The organism is Nocardia sp. PE-7 (assembly GCF_030486425.1).
GTDB lineage: Bacteria > Actinomycetota > Actinomycetes > Mycobacteriales > Mycobacteriaceae > Nocardia > Nocardia salmonicida_A.
The window spans coordinates 2,495,291-2,513,349 of record NZ_CP129614.1; the positions used below are offsets into that span (position 1 = coordinate 2,495,291).

Annotated in this window: 20 protein-coding genes; 11 read left to right on the forward strand and 9 right to left on the reverse strand. The window is 68.3% G+C overall.

The features are described 5' to 3' along the window. From QX204_RS11715 to QX204_RS11730, 4 genes are all read right to left on the reverse strand, one after another. A complete protein-coding gene (locus tag QX204_RS11715) occupies positions 1 to 927 on the reverse strand; it encodes an ABC transporter permease (RefSeq protein ID WP_301906713.1) in 927 nt (308 codons plus the stop codon). Then, the gene (locus tag QX204_RS11720; protein WP_301907974.1) at positions 924 to 1,985 is read right to left on the reverse strand and encodes an ABC transporter permease; all 1,062 of its coding nucleotides are present in this window, start codon (positions 1,983 to 1,985) and stop codon (positions 924 to 926) included. Before QX204_RS11720 ends, QX204_RS11715 begins: the two co-directional genes overlap by 4 nt. A 107-nt stretch (positions 1,986 to 2,092) precedes the next feature. Continuing rightward, positions 2,093 to 3,670 (reverse strand): ABC transporter ATP-binding protein, encoded by a 1,578-nt coding sequence (locus QX204_RS11725; protein WP_301906714.1) that lies wholly within the window; start codon positions 3,668 to 3,670, stop codon positions 2,093 to 2,095. Between the two features lie 5 nt (positions 3,671 to 3,675). Further along, on the reverse strand, positions 3,676 to 4,668 hold the full coding sequence (locus QX204_RS11730; RefSeq protein ID WP_301906715.1) for a BMP family protein: 993 nt from the start codon (positions 4,666 to 4,668) through the stop codon (positions 3,676 to 3,678). Between the two features lie 135 nt (positions 4,669 to 4,803). Here QX204_RS11730 and QX204_RS11735 point away from each other — a divergent pair, with 135 nt between their 5' ends. Continuing rightward, positions 4,804 to 5,550 (forward strand): GntR family transcriptional regulator, encoded by a 747-nt coding sequence (locus QX204_RS11735; protein ID WP_301906716.1) that lies wholly within the window; start codon positions 4,804 to 4,806, stop codon positions 5,548 to 5,550. A 20-nt stretch (positions 5,551 to 5,570) separates the two neighbouring features. Here the strand turns inward: QX204_RS11735 and QX204_RS11740 are convergent, their stop codons facing one another. Beyond that, positions 5,571 to 6,407, reverse strand: a complete 837-nt coding sequence (locus QX204_RS11740; protein ID WP_301906717.1) for a TetR/AcrR family transcriptional regulator — start codon at positions 6,405 to 6,407, stop codon at positions 5,571 to 5,573. 75 nt (positions 6,408 to 6,482) lie between these two features. Between QX204_RS11740 and QX204_RS11745 the strand changes: the two genes are divergently transcribed. After that, complete coding sequence (locus QX204_RS11745; protein ID WP_301906719.1) at positions 6,483 to 7,727, forward strand: MFS transporter; 1,245 nt, start codon at positions 6,483 to 6,485, stop codon at positions 7,725 to 7,727. Positions 7,728 to 7,771: 44 nt separating this feature from the next. Here the strand turns inward: QX204_RS11745 and QX204_RS11750 are convergent, their stop codons facing one another. Continuing rightward, entirely contained in the window at positions 7,772 to 8,644 is an 873-nt protein-coding gene (locus QX204_RS11750) for a LysR family transcriptional regulator (RefSeq protein WP_301906720.1), read from the reverse strand. Positions 8,645 to 8,715: 71 nt separating this feature from the next. Here QX204_RS11750 and dapA point away from each other — a divergent pair, with 71 nt between their 5' ends. Together dapA and QX204_RS11760 are read left to right on the forward strand one after the other, a co-directional pair. Continuing rightward, positions 8,716 to 9,606, forward strand: coding sequence for a 4-hydroxy-tetrahydrodipicolinate synthase (gene dapA, locus QX204_RS11755; RefSeq protein ID WP_301906721.1), 891 nt, complete (start codon positions 8,716 to 8,718; stop codon positions 9,604 to 9,606). A gap of 65 nt (positions 9,607 to 9,671) precedes the next feature. Then, complete coding sequence (locus tag QX204_RS11760) at positions 9,672 to 11,204, forward strand: DHA2 family efflux MFS transporter permease subunit (RefSeq protein ID WP_301906722.1); 1,533 nt, start codon at positions 9,672 to 9,674, stop codon at positions 11,202 to 11,204. Positions 11,205 to 11,265: 61 nt separating this feature from the next. Here the strand turns inward: QX204_RS11760 and QX204_RS11765 are convergent, their stop codons facing one another. After that, positions 11,266 to 11,697: a type II toxin-antitoxin system Rv0910 family toxin gene (locus QX204_RS11765; protein WP_301906724.1), complete on the reverse strand. Its 432-nt coding sequence runs from the start codon at positions 11,695 to 11,697 to the stop codon at positions 11,266 to 11,268. Positions 11,698 to 11,707: 10 nt separating this feature from the next. Continuing rightward, the gene (locus tag QX204_RS11770) at positions 11,708 to 12,076 is read right to left on the reverse strand and encodes a hypothetical protein (protein ID WP_301908242.1); all 369 of its coding nucleotides are present in this window, start codon (positions 12,074 to 12,076) and stop codon (positions 11,708 to 11,710) included. On the opposite strand from QX204_RS11770, the gene QX204_RS11775 reads away from it, so the two are divergent. Genes QX204_RS11775 through QX204_RS11795 form a run of 5 tightly spaced genes read left to right on the forward strand, consistent with a single transcriptional unit; the run spans position 12,075 to position 15,890 of the window. Beyond that, positions 12,075 to 13,373 (forward strand): sensor histidine kinase, encoded by a 1,299-nt coding sequence (locus QX204_RS11775; protein WP_367620179.1) that lies wholly within the window; start codon positions 12,075 to 12,077, stop codon positions 13,371 to 13,373. The two genes, QX204_RS11770 and QX204_RS11775, sit on opposite strands and share 2 nt — an antisense overlap. Beyond that, positions 13,351 to 13,764: a roadblock/LC7 domain-containing protein gene (locus tag QX204_RS11780; RefSeq protein ID WP_301906726.1), complete on the forward strand. Its 414-nt coding sequence runs from the start codon at positions 13,351 to 13,353 to the stop codon at positions 13,762 to 13,764. Before QX204_RS11775 ends, QX204_RS11780 begins: the two co-directional genes overlap by 23 nt. After that, positions 13,761 to 14,111, forward strand: a complete 351-nt coding sequence (locus tag QX204_RS11785) for a DUF742 domain-containing protein (RefSeq protein WP_301906727.1) — start codon at positions 13,761 to 13,763, stop codon at positions 14,109 to 14,111. Before QX204_RS11780 ends, QX204_RS11785 begins: the two co-directional genes overlap by 4 nt. Further along, positions 14,086 to 14,688, forward strand: a complete 603-nt coding sequence (locus tag QX204_RS11790; protein WP_056817091.1) for a GTP-binding protein — start codon at positions 14,086 to 14,088, stop codon at positions 14,686 to 14,688. Before QX204_RS11785 ends, QX204_RS11790 begins: the two co-directional genes overlap by 26 nt. Next, complete coding sequence (locus QX204_RS11795; RefSeq protein WP_301906728.1) at positions 14,685 to 15,890, forward strand: cytochrome P450 family protein; 1,206 nt, start codon at positions 14,685 to 14,687, stop codon at positions 15,888 to 15,890. The genes QX204_RS11790 and QX204_RS11795 overlap by 4 nt, the downstream gene beginning before the upstream one ends. 51 nt (positions 15,891 to 15,941) lie before the next feature. Here the strand turns inward: QX204_RS11795 and QX204_RS11800 are convergent, their stop codons facing one another. Next, positions 15,942 to 16,337 carry a nuclear transport factor 2 family protein gene (locus QX204_RS11800; RefSeq protein ID WP_301906730.1) on the reverse strand — a complete coding sequence of 132 codons (396 nt, stop codon included), beginning with the start codon at positions 16,335 to 16,337 and terminating at the stop codon, positions 15,942 to 15,944. Between the two features lie 128 nt (positions 16,338 to 16,465). Between QX204_RS11800 and QX204_RS11805 the strand changes: the two genes are divergently transcribed. Both QX204_RS11805 and QX204_RS11810 read left to right on the forward strand, forming a co-directional pair. Then, positions 16,466 to 17,068: a TetR/AcrR family transcriptional regulator gene (locus tag QX204_RS11805; RefSeq protein ID WP_301906731.1), complete on the forward strand. Its 603-nt coding sequence runs from the start codon at positions 16,466 to 16,468 to the stop codon at positions 17,066 to 17,068. Positions 17,069 to 17,107: 39 nt separating this feature from the next. After that, positions 17,108 to 17,986, forward strand: coding sequence for a siderophore-interacting protein (locus QX204_RS11810; protein WP_301906732.1), 879 nt, complete (start codon positions 17,108 to 17,110; stop codon positions 17,984 to 17,986). Positions 17,987 to 18,059 lie beyond the last annotated feature (73 nt).

Here is an 18,059-nt window from a genome sequence, read left to right on the forward strand (position 1 = left end):
TCAGGAAGTTCGGGCGAAGGCGACGGTGAGGTCGCGCGGCGAGCGGCTGTTGCCGACCAGGCCGCTGACGGCGACGATCGCGATCAGGTAGGGCAGCATCACCAGCAGCGCGAACGGCACGTCCACACCGAGTGCGGGCAGGGCGAACTGCAAAGCCTGGGCGATGCCGAAGAACACCGATGCCCAGATCACGCCGAGCGCGCGCCAACGGCCCGCGATCACCGCGACCACGGCGAGATAGCCGATGCCGCCGGTCATGTTGTCGCTGAACGAATGCACTTCCGACAGCGCGAGTTGCGCACCGCCGAGGCCCGCGGCGAACGCGGCCAGCAGCACACAGCCGTAGCGCACGGCCCGCACGGAAAGGCCGGTGCGGTCGGCGGCGACGGCGTCCTCACCGATCGCGTCGATCACCAGGCCCAGCTTGGTGCGGCGGGAGAACACGAACGCCAGCACGGCGACGACAGCGATGCACAGATAGCCGAGTGCGGTCTGACCGAACAGGGCGGGCCCGATCACCGGGATCTCGTGCAGCAGCGGAATCTTCAGCGCGTCGAAACCCGGCACGCTGTGCCCCTTGCCATCGGCGAGCAGCAGCCGCGCACCGTAGGTGCTGGCGCCGAGCGCCAGCGCGTTGCTGGCGATGCCGACGACGATCTGGTCGGCGCGCAGGCCGATACTCCAGATCGCTTGCAGCACACCGAAGATCAGGGCGGCGATCACCGCGGCGGCCGCACCGAGTACCGGCGAACCGGTGGTCACGGCGCCGAGCACACCGGCGAACGCGCCGGTCAGCATCATCGCCTCGAGGCTCAGATTGAGCACGCCCGCGCGCTCGCTGACCAGCTCGCCGCTCGCGGCGACCAGGATGGGCAGGGTGAAACCGATGCCGCTGGTGGCGATGTCGGTGACCGTGTCGAGGCTCATCGCGGCGCTCCTGCCAGATCGGCGGAATCCACGGGGGAAACCGGTTGTGTTGCCGTGGGTGCGGACTTGCGTGCGCTTCTGGTCCAGAGGGCGGCGCCCGCGATGAACACGATCATCAGCGACTCCACGACGGCGATGGTCGAGGCGGGCACGTTGGCCGCCAGTTGCAGGTTGATCCCGCCGGAGACGAGGAAGCCGAGCAACAGCGAGACGGCCACGACCGCCGACAACGAGCCACGGGCGAGCAGGCCGACGACAAGACCGGAGAAGCCGTAGCCGGAGGAGAATCCCTCGGCGAGCACGAACGGCGCTGTCGCGACCAGTAGTCCGCCCGCCACACCGGCGAACGCGCCCGCGCTCGACAGGCTCAGGAAACGCAACCGGCCGACCGGCAGTCCGAGTCGGGCGGCCGCGTCGGGATTGAGCCCGACCGCGCGCAGGCGGGTGCCGAGTGCGGTGTGGCGCACCAGGATCGCGGTGCCGATCGCGGCGATCACCGCGATCCACAAGGCGATCGTCGCGGGGGAGCGTTCGATGCCGAGCAGCGGTAGATGTGCCGCCGCGGTGAGCTGTTCGGATTGCGGCAGCGTCTCCGAGGAGGTCACCGGCTGCCGCAGCAGCGCGGGCTCGTGCACGACGAGCAGCACCAGTGCCAGGCCGACGAAGTTGAGCAGCAGCGTGGTGATGATCTCGCTGGTTCCACGTCGGACCCGCAGATACGCCGCGATCGCCGCCCACAGCCAACCGGCCGCCGCGGCGCCGATCAGGACAGCGGGCAGAGTGATCGCGGCCGGAGCGCCGGTGAGCGTGGTGCCGATCGCGGTGGCGGCGATACCGCCCGCGCAGATCTGCCCCTCGCCGCCGACATTGACCAATCCGGCGCGATGCGCGATGGTGAAACCGACCGCGACCAGCATCAACGTGGCGGCGACATTGAGCGAAGCGCCGATGGCGTAGTCGCTGCCGAACATCCCCTCCCACAGCGCGGTCATCGTCGCGGCCGGCGCCGCGCCCGCTACGGCGGCCAGGATCAGACCGATCACACCGGCGGCGACCATGGCCGCGGCGGCGACGACGATCGGCTGATGCGCCCACTGGCGCAGCTCGATCCGGCCGAGTCCGGTCGTGGCTGGTCGCCGCGCGGGACGGCTCTCGTTCGCCGCGGTCATACCGATACTCCCATCATCAATTCGCTGATCTGTTGTGCCGCTGTGGGATCGGAGGTCTCCACCGGTCCCGCGAGCGCACCGCGATAGGCGACCAACACCCGGTCACACAGGGCAAGCAGCTCGGGTACCTCGCTCGACACCACCAGCACGCCGCAGCCGTCGGCCGCCGCGCGCCGCAGCTGGGTCAGCACGAAATCGACCGCGCCGATATCCAATCCGCGCGTCGGCTGAGCGGCGACGAGACAGCGCAGGTTCGCGGCCGACAGCTCGCGGGCCAGCACCACCTTCTGCTGATTGCCGCCCGAGAGCGAGCCCATCCGCACCCACGGTCCGGCCGCTCGCACATCGAACCGGTCGAGTTCGGTCTGTGCGGCGCGGCCGATAGCCCGTTTGTCGAGCAGGCCGAAGCGCCGGAATCGGCTGAGCCGGCCGAGGAAGAGGTTCTCGGCCAACGTCATATCGGCGACCATCGCGTCGCGATGGCGGTCCTCGGGCACGATGCCGAGACCGCGCTCGGTGCGCGCCGCCGGTCGTGCGGTGGTGATGTCGACGCCGTCGAGGGTGACGGTGCCCGCGGTCACCGGGGTGCTGCCCGCGAGCACCGCGACCAGCTCACTCTGTCCGTTGCCTTCGACGCCCGCGATCCCGACGATCTCGCCGGGCCGCACGACCAGTCGCGCGTCGTCGAGCGCGGCGCTACCGTCGGCGCGGCGCACGGTGACTCGATCGACGGTGAGAACCGGTGCGGGTGAACCGGGTTCGCTCGGCGACTCCTTCACGACCGGGTCCGCTGTCGAGACAGGTACCGCTGTCGGATCGAGCCCGATGGTCGCGGCGACGGTGGGGTCGAGATCGGCAGCGGTGCGTCCCACCATGGCGGTGAGCAACTGGGCGATGGTGGTGTTCGACATCCGCCCGCCACCGGCGACCGTGCCGCGTCGCAGCACGGTCGCGGCGTCGGCGACCCTGGCCACCTCGCCGAGTTTGTGCGTGACCAGGACCACCGCTTTGCCGTCGGCGGCGATGGCGCGACAGGTGTCGATCAACGCGTCGATCTCGGCCGGGTCGAGCACTCCCGTCGGTTCGTCGAGCAGGATCAGTGCCGGATCGCGCAGCAACGCCTTCACGATCTCGACCTTCTGCCGCGCGCCGACCGGCATCGTCGCGACCTGCTGGTCGAGATCGATCCGCAGGCGGTAGCGCTGGGCGATCTCGGCGAGCCGGTCGGTCAGGTCCTTGCGGCGCATCCGGAGTCCGCGCTGGGTGAGCAACAGGTTCTCGCCGACGGTCATGGTCGTGACCAAGCTGAAGTGCTGGTGCACCATCGCGACGCCCGCGGCCATCGCGGCGGCGGGGGAGTCGGGGCGGAAATCGCTGCCGCCCAGCTCTATCCGACCGGCATCGGGGCGGTAGCCGCCGAAGACGAGGTTGCACAGCGTCGACTTGCCCGCGCCGTTCTCGCCGAGAATGCAATGGACAGTGCCGGATTCGACGGTGACGTCCACATCGTGGAGAGCCTGCACGTCACCGAAGCGCTTGCCGACCCCCTGCAGGGTCAATGCGGGAGTGCTCATGGTGCTCAGTACGGCTTGACCGCGCCGGTGGACAGAGCCGTTTTCGCCTTCGCGAGTGCGTCGGCGACCCCGGAGTCCTTGCTGCACAACACGAAATCGGTGCCGTCGTTGGGCGAGGTCAGCCCGAACCGCACATTCTCGGCCTTCCACGAGTTGTCGAGCGCGGCGTTCACCGCGAACTCGACCTCGGCGCCGATATCGGTGTGGACGTAGCCCAGGTACACGGGGTTGGTGCAGTCACCGGGGATCGGGCCGCCGACCATCGTGGCGCCGGACTGGGCCGCGGCCTGCTCCATGCCCGCTTTGCCCAGGTTCACGATCTGACCGAGCGTGCCCGCGCCCGCGCCGTAATCGGCCAGCGCGGCCTGCTTGGCCTTGGCGGGGTCGTTGAAGTCACCGACGTACTGCGGGGTCAGTACCTTCGCGTCCGGCTCTGCGAAACGGGCGCCGTTGCCGAATGCGTTGGCGGCGTTGACGATCGCGGGCAACTCGACACCGCCCACGAAGGCCACCGCGCCGGACTTGGAGCCCGCCGCCGCCACCGCGCCGCTGAGGAATTCGGCTTCGGCCTGCTGGGGGTCGTAGTAGGCGAGGTTGGCCATGGGCTCGGCGTCGGCCGGGCCGCCGATCTCGACGAATTTCACGTTCGGGAACTGCGGCGCCACCTTGCGCACGTCGGCGTCGGTCTGTCCGCCGAGGGAGATCACCAGGTCGTTGGTGGAGGCGAAGCGGACCAGTGCCTGCTGGTAGTCGCTGGCCGCGACCTGCTCGACCTTGCTGAGCTCCACCTTGTCGCCGAGCTTGTCGGCGATGCGCTGGTAGCCGAGATACCCCGACTGCATGAAGCCGGTGTCGGAGAGCGAGCCGGGGAAGAACACACCGACCTTCAGCTTGCCGCCCGTTGCCGAAGTGTCGGCGGAACCGCAGGCCGACAGGAGGGCAGCGGCGGCGAGGGCGGCCGAGCCGAAGGCGATCGCGCGCCGAGTGGACTTGTGCACGGGGTACTCCTTGTTCGAACGAACCGCTCACTTAGCGGTATACCGTTAAGTGTCAGCCTGCGGCTCGCAGATGACGGGCGGATTACGGAAAAGTAAGAAACGGTCGCGCGCCGCGAGCGGGCTACCGTTGGTGTCGTGCAGGAGCAGAAGGATGGTGCGGTGGCAGACGAACCGGCGAAGAAGTCGCTGCGGGATCGGGCCTACGAGGAGTTGCGTGACCGGATCATCGATCTGCGGTTGAGTCCTGGTCAGCGGCTGGTGGAACGCGACCTCGCGACCGAGTTGGCCATCTCGCGGATCCCGCTACGGGAGGCGCTGCAGATGCTCGAACGGGAAGGTCTGGTCGTGATCGTGCCGCGGCAGGGCGCGATCGTCGCCCCGTTCACGGTGACCGACGTGCGCGATCTCTTCGATGTCCGCGAGAGCCTCGAGGTCCTCGCGGCGCGTCTGGCCGCCGAACGTGCCGGAACGGCCGATCTGGCCGCCCTGCGCGCGCAGCTGACCGCGGCGCGTCAGGCGACCGCCCGTGGCGATCAGGCCGCGATCGCCGCCGCGAACGCCGGTTTTCACGCGGTGATCGTCGAAGTCTCGGGCAACCCGCTGTTGCAGTCGCTGCTGCGCCCCTTGGAATCTCGAGTCCGCTGGCTGTTCCACCTGACGAAGGAACGCGACCCCGGCACCCAATGTGACGAACACGAAGCTCTGTACGCGGCTATCGCCGCGAACGATCCCGACGCCGCAGCCGAAATCGCCTATCGCCATGTAGCTTCCGGCCGAGAACCCAGCCTCGCCCTCTCGGCCCAATGGTCGATGCCCGACATCGACCCCGTCTCGGCGACCCGCACCCGCCAGCGCAGCTCCCACCGCGAGAAGACCGCGTAAGCCACCGCTATCTCGGGGGTCTATTCGGCCAGCAGCTTGAGGACGAGTGGGCGGGAGATGGTGCCGGCGACCTGGCGGGCGAGCTGGTTGGCGCCCGCCCCGGCGGAGTGGGCGGCGCGCAGGGCCGTGGCGAGTTCGGCGCGCGCGGCGTCGGCGGCGGCCTGGGCATCGCGGAGGCGGCGAGCGGCGGCGTCCACCGGGGTGGTCAAGGTGTTGACCGATTCGGGGGAGATTGGATCGGGGGTGGCGTCCGGGGCTCGCTCGGCGGGTGTGGTCGCCTTGTTTCGCATCGCGGCCCGGGCGAATTCCTTCACGAACTCGCGGGTGGCGTCGGTATCGGACGCGGCGTCGCCGAGCAGTAGGCGGGTGGTCTGTGGGACGGCGTGGGACCAGTTGGCGAGGCCGCAGAGGGCGAGCAGCAGGCGGCCCGCCTGCTGCTCGTCGACGCCGAATTGTTCTTGGGCGCGGTCGAATTTCCGCACGTAGTGGTCGGCGCGCCACCCGTCGATGTCGTGCGCGTCGGCGCCGCGGTGCAGGCCCTCCCAGAGCAGTAGGCGCAGCAGTTGTGGGTTGTCGCGGTGGTAGTCGAACAGCTTGCCGACGTAGTCGCCGGGCTCGGTCTCGGCCAGCGGTTGGACGACCTCCATGAATTCGCGCATGGTGTCGACGATGATGACGTCGAAAAGCCTGTCCTTGCTGCCGAACAGGCCGTAGATGCGTTCCTTGTTAACGCCCGCGGCCTCGGCGATGCGATCGACGCGGGCTCCGGCCAGGCCGTACTGCGCGAATTCGGCTCGCGCCGCGCGGAGCAGTGCCTGTCTGGTCGCGTCGCTGCGTTTGATGGTGCTCGCCGTCATGGGTCCGACTTTACCAGCTCTTTAAACCAACTATTTGGTTGACTACGGGTGGCTGAGCGGCCTACTGTCGTCGGCATGGCGTCACCGACAGTTCAGCTTCCGACCGGAAGTCCGGCCCCTGCCCGCACTCGTGGCACCTCGCCGCGTGCCCACACCGGGCGAACCCTGCCCGTCTTCGTGCTGTCCGCCCTGCTGGCCACCGGCCAGATGTACACCCCGATCCCGCTGTTCGGCGCCATGAAAGCCGAGTGGGGCGTGGGTGCGGGCGTGATGACCTGGGTCATCAGCGCCTTCGCCTTCGGCTACGCGGGCGGCTTCGTGCTGTTCGGCCCGTTGTCGGACCGCTACGGACACCGCCGGGTGCTGGTCACCGGCATGCTCGTGGCCGCAGTGGTCACCTTATTGACCGGTTTGGCGTTCAGTGCGCCGGTGGCCGTCGCGCTGCGGATCGTGCAGGGGCTCGTTGTCGGCTCGATTCCGCCGGCGATCATGGCCTACGTCGGCACGCGTATCGCTCCAGCACACCGGGCCGTGGTCACCATGTCGGTGGCCACCTCCTTCCTGGCAGCCACCGTCATCGCCCAGATCGTCTCGCAGGCCGTGGTCGCGTCGTTCCCGTGGCGCACCGTATTCCTCGGCTCCGCAGTCGTTTTCGCGGCCTTGGCCTTCGGTCTGCGGACGGTCATGCTCGATGACGCCCCCACCGGCCGCGACCTCCCGCTACGCCACAGCTACGCCGCCATCCCCGCGGTGCTGCGGATCACGCCGCTGCTCCCGATGCTCGTGGCGGGCGCCCTGAGCATGGCCGTGATGGTCGGCATCTACACCGGTATCGAGATCACCGGCCTGGTAACGGGTTCGGGCGAACTGTTGACTCTGCGGGCGGGCGCACTCCCGGTGATGGTGGCGCTGCCGCTGCTCGCCATCCCACTGGCCCGGCTGTCCAAGCCCACTCAGATGGTGCTCGGCGTGCTGATCGCGGCGACCGCCATGGTCGCCGCCACGTTCGAAGGCTCGCACCTCGCGGTCCTGACCGTGTTGCTGGCGATCCTGGTCGGCGGCCTCGGCGTCATCGCTCCCGCGGTCCTGCAGAGTGCGGGAGAACTCGGCGGCGAGGCCCGGGCGGCTGCCTCCTCGGTGGCCATGTTCAGCTTCTACGTCGGCGCGACCATCGGCCCGATCGTCGCGGCAGCGGCTGCGCCACAAGGCTTTTCGGCCCTGGCCTGGACCCTGGCTCTGCTCCTGGTGATCGCCCTCGGCCTGACACTGTTCGGTGCTCGCCTACAGCGTTCCGCGAGTTCGGCCACAGCGGCCGGTTGACGCCGGGTATCGGGGGTCGTGCGCGCCTCTCGCTCGATCCGGATCTAGGCCGCGGCGTGGAGAGCTGTGCGAGCGGCGTGGATCGCGGGGTGTAGGCCGGTGCCGTTCCGGTATACGAGCTGGGTGTGGCGGCGGATGGGGAGGGGGGTGAGGATGATTTGTTCAGGGGGCGCGTAGAGGGCGAGGGCGGGGACTATCGCGGTGCCCGCGCCTGCGGCGACGAGGGTGAGGACGGTGTCGAAGTCGTCGGCGTGGTGCCGGATGTGGGGAGTGAATCCGGTTGCCTGGCAGGCTCGGATCGTCAAGGTGTGACACAGGGTTCCCGGAGTTCCCGCGATCCAGGGGGATCGGCGGTGCGCTGCCAGCGAATCCTTGGTGGGCACCGGGGTTCGCGTGGCGAGGTAGACGGTTTCGGTGTGCAAAGGCTCGGTGTGCAAAGAGGGGTCGGCGTCGGCGGGGACCAGGTCGTAGTCGTGGGTGAGTGCCACGTCCAAGGTGCCCGCGCGTAAGGCGTTCGGGATGTCGGCGGGGTCGATCTCGGTGACGGTGAGTTCCAGGCGCGGGTGTTCGGTACTCAGGGTGACCAGGGCGGGGGACAGCAGGGTACGCGCCGCCGTCGGGAAAGTGCCTATACGCAGGGTGCCCGCTAATTCGTCACGGGTACAGGACAATTCGGCGTCGGCGTGTTCGAGGGCCGCCAGGATCGTCTCGGTGTGGCCGACCAGCATGTGGGCGGCGGGTGTGAGAGTGACGCGACGGCCCGAACGTTCGAGCAGCGCGACGCCCGCTTCGCGTTCGAGCGCGGTGAGTTGTTGGGACACCGCCGAGGGCGTATAGCTGAGCGCCTCCGCGACCGCGGCGATGGTGCCGCGATGGGCGAGTTCGCGGAGCAGGCGAAGTTTGCGTACATCGAGCATCAGTTCAGCTTACGGTAGCCGTCAGGAATGTGAACTGGACCTGATGGTGGGGTCGGCTCGACTATAGAGTCATGACATCGCTACACGGCCTCTTCGTCCCCCTGATCACCCCGTTCACCGACGACGGGGCGCTCGAGCCCGGCGCGCTGGAACGGCACGCGCACGCGGTCCTCGACGCGGGGGCGAGCGGGCTTGTGGCGCTCGGCACCACCGCGGAACCGTCGGCGCTCACCGCCGCCGAGCGCGGGCGGGTCCTGGATATCTGTGCCGGCGTCTGCGCCGACCGCGGTGCGCCGCTGATCGCCTGTGCGGGGGGCAACGCCACCGCGGAATCGGTCAGGGCTATCGCCGAACTCGGCCGGCCGGTCGCGGCGGTGCTGGCGGTGGTGCCGTACTACGTGCGACCCAGCGAGGAGGGCGTGATCGCGCACTTCACGCAGCTGGCGGCGATCAGCCCGGCTCCGCTGCTGGTCTACGACGTGCCACACCGCACCGGTCGCCCGCTGAGCGGGAGCACGCTGATTCGCCTCGCGAACACGTCGAATATCGCCGGTTTCAAGCACGCTGTCGGCGGCATCGACGCGGCCAGCGTCGAATTGATGGCCGCGCGGACCCCGGCGACGGTGCTCAGCGGCGACGACCGATTCGCCTCCGCGCTGCTCGCTCTCGGCGCGCACGGCGCGATCCTGGCCGCGGCCAATATCGCGCCCCGCGCCTACGCCGATCTCATCGAGGCGTGGCACGCCGGTGATGTGCTCAGGGCCCGCGCCATCGGCAACAGCCTCGACGCACTCGGTGCGGCGCTGTTCGCCGAACCGAACCCCACCGTCATCAAGGCGGTACTCGCCGAGCGTGGCCAGATCTCCAGTCCGACTGTTCGGTTGCCTATGTTGCCTGCCTCGAACGCGGCGACCGAGGCGGCGCTGGCGGCGAGCGAGGCGGCAACGATCACGAGGGTGTGACACCCGGGGATTACGAACACTAGATTTCACTGGTCATCGGGACCGAAAAGTGCTTGGGTTAACCGGTGACGAAACCTCCGGATATCGGCGCCGCCGCGCCCGATCGCACTCCCGACAAGCTGGATGCCGCAGTACTGAAGGTGGCGGGCGTCGTCGTCCTCGGCGCCGTGATGTCGATTCTCGACATCACGGTGGTCACCGTGGCGATCCCGACCTTCATGCAGGACTTCAACGCCTCCGTCGAGGTCGTCGCCTGGACCATGACCGGCTACACCTTGGCGCTGGCCTCGGTCATCCCGATGACGGGCTGGGCCGCCGACCGGTTCGGCACCAAACGCCTCTACATGGCGGCGCTGACCTTCTTCATCATCGGGTCGGTGCTGTGTTCGATGGCCTGGAGTATCGAGTCGCTGGTGGCATTCCGCGTCATCCAGGGCATCGGCGGCGGCATGCTGATGCCGCTGGGCATGACGATCATGACCCACGCCGCGGGCCCACAGCGGATCGGGCGTGTGATGGCGGTGCTCGGTGTACCCATGCTGCTCGGCCCGATCTGCGGTCCGATTCTCGGTGGCTGGCTGATCGACGCGTTCAGCTGGCACTGGATCTTCCTGATCAACCTCCCGCTCGGCATCGTCGCGCTGATCCTGGCGTGGATCGTGCTCGCTCCCGACAAGCCGAAGCCGTCGGAATCGTTCGACTTCCTCGGCATGCTGTTGGCCTCGCCCGGCCTCGCGCTGTTCCTGTTCGGTGTCTCCTCCATTCCGGAGAAGGGTACTGTCCTGGCCGCGCGCGTGCTGATTCCGGCTGTCATCGGCGCGGTGCTGTTGATCGCGTTCGTCTTCCACGCGCTGCGCACCGACCATCCGCTGATCGACCTGCGGCTGTTCTCCAATCCGTCGCTGCGCTTCTCCGTGCTGACCATGTCGCTGTTCGCGACGGCGTTCTTCGGCGCCGGTTTCCTGCTGCCGAACTACCTGCAGCAGGTTCGCGGTGAAACCGCGTTCGACTCCGGTCTACTCATGGCGCCACAGGGGATCGGCGCCATGCTGACGATGCCGGTCGCGGGATTCCTGGTCGACAAGATCGGCCCCGGCAAGATCGTCATGTTCGGCATCACCTTCATCACCCTCGGCCTGTCCGGGTTCACCCAGCTGGGCGCCGACACCTCGTACCTGCTGATCGGTGGCGCGCTGTTCGTGATGGGGCTCGGCATGGGCTGCACGATGATGCCGGTGATGACCGCCGCCATCCAGACGCTCTCGCACGCACAGGTAGCGCGCGGGTCGACGTTGATGAACATCATCAACCAGACCGCTGCGTCGATCGGCACGGCGACGATGTCGGTGGTGCTGGCCGCTCAGCTCAACGATCATCCGGAGGCCAAGGTGGCCATCGGCGCCAACGCCAATCCTGACCTCGCCGCGCAGATTCCGCCTTCGGTCCTCGAGCAGGGGCTGGAGCTGGCGGCGACAGCGTTCAGCAACACCTACTGGGTCACTGTGGTGCTCGCCCTGCTGACCTTGATCCCGGCGTTCTTCCTGCCGCGGACCAAGCCGAAGGCGCCGATCGACGCCGAGGCCGTGGCACTGGCCTGACCCCGGGCAGACGAAAGCCCGGACAGAACACGATGTTCCGTCCGGGCTTTCGCGCAGCGGCTCAGCCGTAGAGCTTGACGAACATCTCCAGTGAGCGCTCGATATCGCCGCGCAGGGCCTTCGCGACGGCGGATCCGATCGGGCCGAACAGCGGTGCGCCGCCCAGATCGATATCGACACTCACCTTCGACCCGGTGCCGTTCGGTTCCACGACCATGCCGAGGCCGAACTTGGTGCCCCCGATACCCGTACCGGTGAGGGCGAGCTTGCGCGGCGGCTCGGCGGTGCGCACCGTCCAGGTGACCTTGTTGCGGAAGCCCTTCACGCGGGCGATGCCGACGAGAACCGTGCCCGACGTCAGCTCCTCGGGCAGCGTGCCGCGCCACGCCTCGTGAATGGTCAGCCAATCGCCGAGGTGCGGAAGGTCGGACGCGTGTGCCCAGGCCTGGTCCGGCGGGACGGGGACATCGACGGAGAGCTTCAATTTCGCCACGCTGGGGATGTTATCCGGTACCCGGGGTTCCATAACCATCGGCTCGAGGCATAGCGAACCAGAATAGATCAACCGTCCAGTAGCGTGGATTGATACGGGCGGCAATCATGATGTCTGACAGTGTGATCCGTGTCGCGATCGTTACGTGTGCTGCTAATGTGTGCGGGTCGCTCGAAGCGGGGCGTGTGAATCGGGTATCCGAAATCACCCTGCGGCGGAAAGCGAATGCCTCGGCGGGCCGGCCGGCGAGGGCCACCGGCAACAGCGTCGTGTGGTCGAGGACGACGAAAGATCTGATGAACTCAGGAATCGCGGTGCTGTTGCTCGTCATCGGTGCGCCGCTGTTACTGCTCGCGATCGCGGTCAGTGTGTTTGCCATGCGTAACGAGCGTCGACAGCGCCAGCGCGCCGACGCCGCCATCCGCGAACGCCTCGCGTGTGAGAACGCGTTGATGCAGCTCGCGCAGGTGACGCTGCCCGCGATCACCACCGCCGTGCGTCGACACGAGATCCCTTCGGTTGCCGTGGATCTGCCGGTGGAACTGGGCGATTCTCAGTTCGGCCAGGCGCTGCAGTGGATCGCCACGGGTCATGCCGAGGATCTGCGCGTGGTCGCCGAGGAAACCAGAGCGATGGTCGAACGCTATGGCGAGCAACGTCGCCTGAGCGAGATACAGGCAGCGCAGGAGCAGACCCGCGGTGATCTCTCGGCGTCCTCGCGGGCAGCCACGAGCGCCGCGGTTCGATCCTTCGGCACCTCGGTGGTGAGCCTGGGCACCGACCTCGGTCAGGTCGTCAGTGCCGCGCTGCGCGAACACCGCGACGACGCGATCTACGAGACCCTCACCCGGATCGACCACACCGTGCAGCAGATGATCCGGCAGGCGCAGTCCTACGTGATCGTCTCCGGTGGATTGCCCGGACGTCGGTGGCCACAACAGTCGCTCACCGATGTGGCGGGCGGCGCCACCGGGCGGGTCAGGGAATTCCTGCGCGTGCGGGCGGCGCAGTCCGACCGGATCGTGATCAGCCGCGCGGTCGAACCGCTCGTGCACACGATGGCGACACTGCTCGACAACGCGCTGCGCTACTCGCCGCCGTCGTCGTTCGTCGAGATCGGTTTCCAGGAGGGCCATCACGGCGTCACCGTCATCATCGACGACGCGGGCATGCGCATGAGCCCCGAGCAGCTCGAGGACGCGCGCCTGGTGCTCAGCGGCGAACGTCCGGTCGACATCCACGATCTCGGTCCCGCGCCGAAGGTCGGCTTCCCCGGTATCGCGGCTCTGGCCCGGCGCTACGGATTCTCCGTGCACGTCGACGGGCCCAACATCTTCGGTGGCATGCGTGCCATGGTGTACGTGCCGTCGGCGCTGCTGGTGAGCGGGGACGCACCGCGGCTGCCCGAGCCCGAACTCGCCGCGCCGGCCCATATTCCCGTGCCGGTCGCCGAGGTGGAATCACCCGGCGCCGATGTCCACGAGATCACCAGCGGCGGCCTGCCCAAGCGTCGCCGCAGACCGGTTGCCCCGGATTCGGCGGGGGTAATCACGGAGTCGGGGCAGGCGCGCCCCGACCTCGCCGCTGCCTGGCGCAGCGGATCCCGCAGCGGTCGTGCCGCTGCGGCCGAGCGAACCACGGAAGGAACAGCCGATGAGCACACCGGTAGCCGATAGCACCAACCGATTGGCGTGGCTGCTCGAGGATCTCGAGATCCCCGGCGTCCGCTTCGCTGTCCTGCTGTCCGAAGACGGACTGCGCATCGCCCACTCCCGTGGCGTGAGCAAAGACGACGCCGAACGGTTCGCCGCGGCCGCCTCCGGCCTGCGCTCGCTCGGTAAGGCGCTCGGCGAATTCTGTGGCGGCCCGACGAATACGGTGCGCCAGAACATGACCGAGTACGACGAGGGCATGATCATGATCACCGCCGCGGGCGCGGGCGCCCTGCTCGGTGTCGCCACCACGCCCGATGTCGACGTGGCGCTGGTGGCCCATCGGATGAACGAACTGGCCTCGCGCGTCGGTCACGAGATCGGAAGCGCGCCCCGCCTAGGCGGGAGGAATTGAGCCGCGGCAGGCGAGATCCCGACCTGGTGCGGTCCTATGTGCGCACCGGCGGCCGGGTGCGCGCCGCCCATGATCTGGATCTGGTGACGCTGGTCCGTGCCGTCGACGACGCACGTCCCGATCACCGCCCCGACGAGCGTCGCCTGCTGGCACTCACCAGCCGCCGAGGCGCGCTGTCGATCGCCGAACTGTCGGCCTATCTGGACCTGCCCGCCTCCGTCGTGAAGATCATCGTCTCCGATCTGCTCGACAGCGGTCACCTGCACTGCCCCAGCCCGGCACAGGTGAAGCCGGAACTCGCATTGATCAAGGAGGTGTTGCATGGCCTCCGCGCCATTGCGGGATGAGGTCGACTACGTCGCGGAAACCGTGACACGGTCGGTGAAGATCCTGGTCGCAGGCAATTTCGGCGTCGGCAAGACCACCTTCGTGTGTGGGGTCTCCGAGATCAGGCCACTGCGGACCGAAGAGACGATCACCGAGGCCAGCATCGGTGTCGACGACATGGCGGGGTTGGGAAGCAAGGTTTCCACCACTGTCGCCCTGGATTTCGGCCGCATCACCCTGAATTCCCAACTGGCGCTGTATCTGTTCGGTACACCGGGCCAGGAACGGTTCGCCCCGCTGTGGGAGGAACTGGCTCGTGGCGCTCTCGGCGCGCTCGTGCTCGTCGACACCCGGCGTATCGAGAAGGCCGACGACGTGCTCTCGGCGCTGGAACAGCGTGGTGTGCCGTACGCGGTGGCGGTGAACGAATTCGAGGGATTCCGCCGCTATCCCCTCGAAGAAGTGCGTGAGGCACTCGACCTCGCACCGGATACGCCGGTGATCGCACTCGACGCACGTCGCCGTGATCAGGGGCTGCGCGCACTGATCACCTTGGCGGAATATCTCTTTCGTAGACAGGAAGCAACAGCGTCATGACGGTCGATATCGCCGCCGGCGAGCGGGTGGCGATGTGGGCACCCGAGTTCGCGGCGGATCCGCAGGCGGCCTACCAGCAGATGCGGAGCCGGTTCGGCTCGGTGGTGCCGGTGGAGCTGTCGCCGGGCATTCGGGCCACGCTGGTGGTCGGCTACCACACCGCCGTGCGCATCCTCAACGATCCGGAGCACTTTCCGGCCGACCCACGGATGTGGGAACGCGATATCCCGCTGGACTGCCCGGTCCTGCCGATGCTGCAATTCCGTCCGGCCGCGTTGCGCACCACCGGCGCCGAGCACACCCGGTATCGGCAGGCCAATGTGGCCGGGCTCGCCGGGGTGGATCTGTACGCGATGCACAGCACCGTCGAACAGTTCGCCATCCCGCTGATCAACAGCTTCTGCGCGACCGGATCCGCGGACCTGTTGAGTCAGTACGCGTTTCCGCTGGTGTTCCAGGCGCTGAACTCGATGCTCGGGTGCACCCCCGAGATCGGGCAGCAGGTCGCGACCGGCATGGCGCAGATCTTCGAAGGCGACGACGCCGAGGCGGGCAACAACCTGCTCGCCTCCGCGCTGGCGGATCTGGTGGGGTTGCGTCAGCGCGAACCCGGTGACGATGTCGCCACCCGTCTGCTCCATCACCAGGCGGCGCTGACCGACGAGGAAATGGTGCACCAACTGCTGGTGCTCTACGGCGCGGGCATCGAGCCGATGCTGAACCTGGTGGTCAACACGTTGCGGCTGATGCTCACCGACGACCGGTTCGCGGGAGATGTGCTCGGCGGCAGCCTGTCCACGCGCGACGCGCTCGACGAGGTGCTGTTCACCGACCCGCCGCTGGCCAACTTCTGTATGACCTACCCGCGTCAGCCGATCCTGGTCGAGGACACCTGGCTGCCCGCGCACGAACCGGTTGTCATCAGCATGTCGGCGTGCAACAACGATCCGGCCATCGCCGGGCGCGATGTCGTCGACAATCGGGCGCACCTGGCTTGGAGCGCGGGCCCGCACGGGTGTCCGGCCAAGCCGGTGGCGTACCTGATCGTGCAGGACGCGATCGACCAATTGCTCGATGCGCTCCCGGAACTGACCCTGGCCGTGCCCGTCGAGGAACTGGTATGGCGGCCCGGCCCGTTCCATCGGTCGCTCGCGGCGCTGCCGGTGAAATTCCCGCAGACACCGCCACTGCCGATGCCCTGAATCCGCCCGCACGACATGGTGCGGGCGGGGGACACCGGCGAGCGCGGTGGCTCAGGCGATCTCGGAGGGCGCGGTCAGTGCGGCCTGCATGGCCACACCGTCGACGTAGGTGTGCTTCGCCTTGACCGCGCCGTCCTCGACGGTCACCATGTCCGCGATATCCACATCGACGGCGCCGCCGGTGGCCGAGGTGCCGGACAGCTTCCAGCGCACCACCCAGAAGTCGTCGCCGACGCGCAGGTCGACCTGGGTGAAGGTCAGATCGGGGACGAGGGCGAAGGTGTCCGCCGCGGCGGTGCGGATCTCGGCTCGCCCGTGCGCGGGTGCGCCCCCGGAGTGCAGGTGGAAGACCGAATCGGGCGTGTGTAGCGCGGCGATCCGGTCGGGGTCGCGCTCGGCCCAACAGGCGTGATAGCGCTCGAACAAATTTTTGGTGGCATCGGACATGGTCCCCAAGCCCTTCCAATATTACAAACAGGATGACTGTATGTTCCCGAACCCGGTGTGGCCGGTCAAGGGGCGAAGGGCCTCGGATCTGCTGCGGCCCCCGTCCTGCCCTAGACTTCGACGTCGCCATGAATCCTGATCGCCGGACCCAAGCCGAACGCTCGGCCTCGACGCGTGCCGCGGTGATCCGTGCCGGTCGAGAGCTGTTCGGGCAGTTCGGGTACGGCGCGGTAAGCACGATCGCGGTGGCCGAGGCCGCCGGGGTCAGCCGCGGCGCGCTCTATCACCAGTTCAGCGAGAAGCGGGATCTGTTCGAGGCGGTGTTCGAGGATCTCGAGCGCAGCCTGGTCGAGGTGATCGCCACCGCCGTCGCCGAGGCAAGGGCCGAGGATCCGATCGAGAGCCTGATCGTGGGCTGCCTGGCGTGGTTGCAGGCCTCGACCGCGACCGAGGTGCGCCGGATCGCGCTGCTGGACGCGCCCGCGGTGCTCGGGTGGGCCCGCTGGCGCGAGATCGAACTGCGCCACACCATCGGTCTGGTGGAGAACGCGATGGCCGGGGCCATGGCCGCAGGCCGGGTCAGGAAGCAGCCGGTGCGGCCGCTGGCGCTGGTGGTGGTCGGTGCGCTGGACGAGGCGGCGCAATATCTGGCGCATTCGGCAGACACGGGGGATATCGTCGCTGTCCGCGCGGTGATCGAGCAGCTCGTTTCCGGCCTCGCTGTCGACTGAGGCGGCCAGTCCGAACCTGCAATAGGTTAGCCTTGCCTAATGGCAACTGAGACTGTGAATCGACCGGCCATGGTCTACGCGTCGGCGACGGTGCGACGCGCGGTACGGCTGACACCGCGCATGGTGCGCATAACCCTCGGCTGCCAGGATCCGGCCGCCCTCGTCGACGCCGGGCCCGACCAATACACGAAGCTCTTCTTCCCACTCCCGGGTCGACCACGTCCGGTCGTGCCGCCGCCCCTGGAAGACTCCGGCAGCGTAATGAGCTGGTACCAGCGCTATCTCGCGATGTCCGACGAGATCCGCCCGCCGATGCGGACCTACACCGTCCGCGCGCAGCGACCCGAACTCGGCGAGCTCGACATCGACTTCGTCCTGCACGCCGAGCACGCCAGCCCCGCCTCGGACTGGGCGTCGACCGCGGCACCGGGCGACGAGATCGGCCTGCTCTGCCCGCCGCATGCGCTCTACTCTCCGCCGGTCGATCCCGACTGGCAGCTGCTCGTCGGTGACGAGACCGCCGTGCCGGCGATCGGCGCGATCATCGAACGCCTCGACGTGGGCGCGCCGGTGCGGGCGTTCATCGAGGTCGACGGTCCGGCCGACGAGCAGTCGTTCGAGACGCGCGGCGACGTGCGGATCGAGTGGGTACACCGCGGCGATCGTCGGTACGGCGACGCGGTGGTCGAGGCGGTCCGCGCCGCCGAGCTCCCCGCGGGCGCGCCCTATGTGTGGATCTCCGGTGAGGCCGAGTTGGTGAAGCTCACCCGCCGCAATCTCGTCCGCGACCGAGGCGTCGACAAACGGGCGATCACCTTCACCGGCTACTGGCGTCAGGGCCGCACCGAGGAGGACAACGGCCGCGAGAAGGTCCGCCGCGCCGCCGCCGGGGAGCCGCTGGTCGTCGACGAGGACTGATGCGGATCGTCCTTCCGTCATCTGTGACGCCACTAATAGTTATTGCACTAACTATTAGTGGCGTAATAGTGTG

Excerpts from the sequence above, each read along its gene's own strand:
- QX204_RS11750 (WP_301906720.1), bottom strand. The coding sequence starts at position 8,644 with ATGCTCGATGTACGCAAACTTCGCCTGCTCCGCGAACTCGCCCATCGC.
- QX204_RS11715 (WP_301906713.1), bottom strand. The coding sequence starts at position 927 with ATGAGCCTCGACACGGTCACCGACATCGCCACCAGCGGCATCGGTTTC.
- QX204_RS11790 (WP_056817091.1), top strand. The coding sequence starts at position 14,086 with ATGGCCTCCGCGCCATTGCGGGATGAGGTCGACTACGTCGCGGAAACC.
- QX204_RS11795 (WP_301906728.1), top strand. The coding sequence starts at position 14,685 with ATGACGGTCGATATCGCCGCCGGCGAGCGGGTGGCGATGTGGGCACCC.
- QX204_RS11740 (WP_301906717.1), bottom strand. The coding sequence starts at position 6,407 with ATGACGGCGAGCACCATCAAACGCAGCGACGCGACCAGACAGGCACTG.
- dapA (WP_301906721.1), top strand. The coding sequence starts at position 8,716 with ATGACATCGCTACACGGCCTCTTCGTCCCCCTGATCACCCCGTTCACC.
- QX204_RS11780 (WP_301906726.1), top strand. The coding sequence starts at position 13,351 with ATGAGCACACCGGTAGCCGATAGCACCAACCGATTGGCGTGGCTGCTC.
- QX204_RS11810 (WP_301906732.1), top strand. The coding sequence starts at position 17,108 with ATGGCAACTGAGACTGTGAATCGACCGGCCATGGTCTACGCGTCGGCG.
- QX204_RS11725 (WP_301906714.1), bottom strand. The coding sequence starts at position 3,670 with ATGAGCACTCCCGCATTGACCCTGCAGGGGGTCGGCAAGCGCTTCGGT.
- QX204_RS11800 (WP_301906730.1), bottom strand. The coding sequence starts at position 16,337 with ATGTCCGATGCCACCAAAAATTTGTTCGAGCGCTATCACGCCTGTTGG.
- QX204_RS11745 (WP_301906719.1), top strand. The coding sequence starts at position 6,483 with ATGGCGTCACCGACAGTTCAGCTTCCGACCGGAAGTCCGGCCCCTGCC.
- QX204_RS11720 (WP_301907974.1), bottom strand. The coding sequence starts at position 1,985 with ATGGTCGCCGCCGGTGTGATCGGTCTGATCCTGGCCGCCGTAGCGGGC.
- QX204_RS11770 (WP_301908242.1), bottom strand. The coding sequence starts at position 12,076 with ATGGCAAACACACTGACCGCGATCGCGAGCAGTAACAGCGGCGCACCG.
- QX204_RS11805 (WP_301906731.1), top strand. The coding sequence starts at position 16,466 with ATGAATCCTGATCGCCGGACCCAAGCCGAACGCTCGGCCTCGACGCGT.
- QX204_RS11775 (WP_367620179.1), top strand. The coding sequence starts at position 12,075 with ATGCGTAACGAGCGTCGACAGCGCCAGCGCGCCGACGCCGCCATCCGC.